3 protein-coding genes are annotated in these 3029 nt (G+C 63.5%); 1 reads left to right on the top strand and 2 read right to left on the bottom strand.

Translation table 11 applies throughout. The features are described 5' to 3' along the window. A partial coding sequence (locus AC1D34_RS35945; RefSeq protein WP_476826834.1) for a MarC family protein occupies nt 1-386 on the bottom strand: 386 nt, incomplete at its 3' end. Nucleotides 387-521: 135 nt separating this feature from the next. Beyond that, the gene (locus tag AC1D34_RS35950; protein ID WP_476826835.1) at nt 522-1415 is read right to left on the bottom strand and encodes a hypothetical protein; all 894 of its coding nucleotides are present in this window, start codon (nt 1413-1415) and stop codon (nt 522-524) included. A 625-nt stretch (nt 1416-2040) separates the two neighbouring features. Between AC1D34_RS35950 and AC1D34_RS35955 the strand changes: the two genes are divergently transcribed. Beyond that, the coding region (locus tag AC1D34_RS35955) for an ABC transporter substrate-binding protein (protein ID WP_476826836.1) at nt 2041-3029 on the top strand (989 nt) is incomplete at its 3' end.

Genomic DNA, 3029 nt, shown 5'->3' on the forward strand with positions numbered 1-3029 from the left:
ATGCCGCCGGGACCGAACATGATCGGCATCGCCAGCGGCACGAAAGCGATGTTCGCTTCGCCGGTATCGGCGCCCGAGAGACCCAGATCGTCGCCAGATTTCTTCGGCATGAACAGCTCGAAGCCGATCTTCATCAGGATGATGCCGCCGACGACCCGCACCATGCTGAGCGGAACGCCGAAAATCCGGAGCAGGAGCGTTCCGAAAATGAAGAAGAAGAAGCAAAGCAGCAGCGCGTAGACCGAGGCTTTCAGGGCGACCGTGCGGTGCGTTGCGTTATCCTTGCCGGACAACAGCTTGAGGTAGACCGGCAGGACCTCGAACGGATTGATGATGGCAAGCAAGGTCGTGAAGGTGCCCACGAAGAGAGAAAGCTCGGTCCTCATCCGCATCTCCCCTTCCGATTGCGTGTGCGCGCAGGCCTCTCTTGTCAGGAAATTGCTCCCGGTCGGCGTCCCTGCCGCGCGTTGTCACCTCGAGAACGTCGGCCCGCCGCCAGGAACCGGTATCCTGGCCTTGCTTCAGAACCGCAGGCTGAGCCCGACGACCGGGCCATGCATCAACATATCGAAAGCATAACGCCGACGTCCCTCTCCCTGGGCATAGTCGGCGTAGAGCGCCCGATAACCGAGGATGCCCGAATAGGTGATGCCGTTCTTCTCCGCGAAATCGAAGCTGTAACCTGCAATGCCCTGCCACGAGAATTTGCTGCCGCCACCACCAAGGTCGCCACGCAGGAAGATTTCGTGGCCCGGCGCGACGCCGATCCGCATGCGCGCGCCGGCAAAACCGTCAACCCAATCCACCGAGCCGGAACGGGCGATCGCGACATTGCGCCCGAAGCTGAGATCGCCGACATCGACGGTCGCGCCCGCATCGAAGGAGATATCGGCGCGCTGATACCAGTAGCGCGCGCCCGCCAGGACGTCGAAGCCGACTGATCCGTAGCGCGCGAACTCGTAAGCGGCCCCAGCTTCAAGGATGGCCATCGAGGTCTTGGCATCGCCGGACGCGCCGATCGCGCCCGAGATATCCGGCGTAACGCTCCGCGTCCTGACGTTACCGCGATCGATGCTGACCTTGAGCCCGGCGAAATTGCCGAGGAGGGAGAACCGGCCGTTGCGGGCCTCGATATCCGCCATCAGGGCAAACAGCGTGCCCCCATCTCCGAGTGTGGCATCGACGATATCGATGAAACTGGCATCAACCTTCGCGGTTCGCCCCTTCACGGTCTGGTTTCCGTTGAGCGAAATGAGCCAGCCATAGGGCGTGAAYCGGTAGGTCCATGCYGARGTCATCACGGGCGGCACGGGCGTRGTCGGGGGCGGCAGATCGGCGGCCTGCGCMACGACGCTGCCGAGCCCGAGCAYCATCGACAAGGTGAAGCCGCAGGCCCTCGCGTGGTTGAGTGTCATCGCAATCCCCTTTTCTTGCGATTCATGCTGCGAATTCCACACCCAGCATCCGTCGAAGACTGATCCCGCTCAATGCGCAACTTGCTTCCCACCGCAAAGCAGCGATGGGTGTGACATATTTACTTATCCCACACGCCCAAATTCGGCTTCACAATCACCAGCTTGACGACATGGACCTGGCGTTGCTGCCTTCACGGTCCGCGGCAAGAATGGCCTATCGGATTCGCGCCGCGTTTCCTGAGAGAATCCTCATTACGATCGCCCTAGGATCGAATCGAATACTGTCGCCGGCACAGAGGAACCTCGCGACAACCCTTGCGATAGGTATCCCGCAGCCAACGTCGGCTCGGATTTACGGCCCGCTTTTTCGGCTTGGAGCGAAAAGCAAACTACGTGAATCCCGTGAGCGTTTACGGAGTCGCCTTCGAATGTCCTCTCAGCGCGCGCTCCGAACCCATGCAGTGGCTCAGGCGCAGGTCGGCACTCCACACCCTTGTGGAACGGCCAGGCATCGGCTTGCCGAGCCGTGCCCCGGTTGACGTCGATTGCGGCTGGGCGCAGCTTTGGAGGGCGTGGGCGACGCGCACGGCTGTAGCTGGCCTTCGCCCATCGGGGAGTGCCGCGCATGGAGGATTGCGAGGCCCATCGCCATGACCTTCGCCTGAAGGCCGGGATGCTGCGYCTTGCGGCCATCTTTCTGGTCTTCAGCGTGATGCTGCTCGCCGGTGGGCCGATCAAGGCGCTTGCGCAATCAGCGCCCCCGACGGAGGCCAGGACGATCGGCATCCTGCTCGTCCGGGAGATCCAGGAGCGCCCTCTCCCGCTGTCGCTGCTCGACATTCCGCCGCCCGACGACGGTATCGCCGGCGCGCGGCTCGCCATTGCAGACAACACCAATACGGGGCGTTTTCTCGGCCAGGAGTTTCGCCTGGACATCATCGAGAGCGCCAAGGCCGATGAACTGCTCGTCGAAGCCGAAAGCCGCGTCGCCGCGGGGCAACATTTTCTGGTGCTCGACGTGCGCGCCCAGACCGTTCTCAGGCTCGCCGACGCGCTGAAGGGAAAGGATGTGCTGCTGTTCAACGCCGGCGCGCCGGACGAAAACCTGCGCGAGGAGGATTGCCGCGCCAATGTCCTGCATACCGCCCCGTCACGCGCGATGCTCGCCGATGCGCTGGCGCAGTATCTCGTCTGGAAACAGTGGCGGCGCTGGTTCCTGGTTCTCGGAACGCGGCCAGAGGACGAGGCCTTCGCCGGGGCGGTGCGACGCGCGGCAAAGCGCTTCGGCGGCCGCATTGTCGAGGAGCGGGTTTTCTCCGACGAAGGCGGCTCGCGGCGCGCCGATGGCGGTCACGAACAGATTCAGCTGCAGATCCCGGTCTTCACGCAGAATGCGGCGGCCCATGACGTCGTGGTCGTGGCCGACGAGGCCGGGCTGTTCGGCGAGTACTTCCCATTTCGGACCTGGGAGGCGCGACCGGTGGTGGGGACACAGGGGCTGACGGCGACAAGCTGGCATCCCGCGCTCGAACAATGGGGAGCGACCCAGTTCCAGAACCGCTTCAGGCGATCGGCGAACCGGACGATGCGCCCGCTCGACTATGATGCCTGGCT

It is taken from the genome of Allobosea sp. P1_A7 (assembly GCF_056406775.1).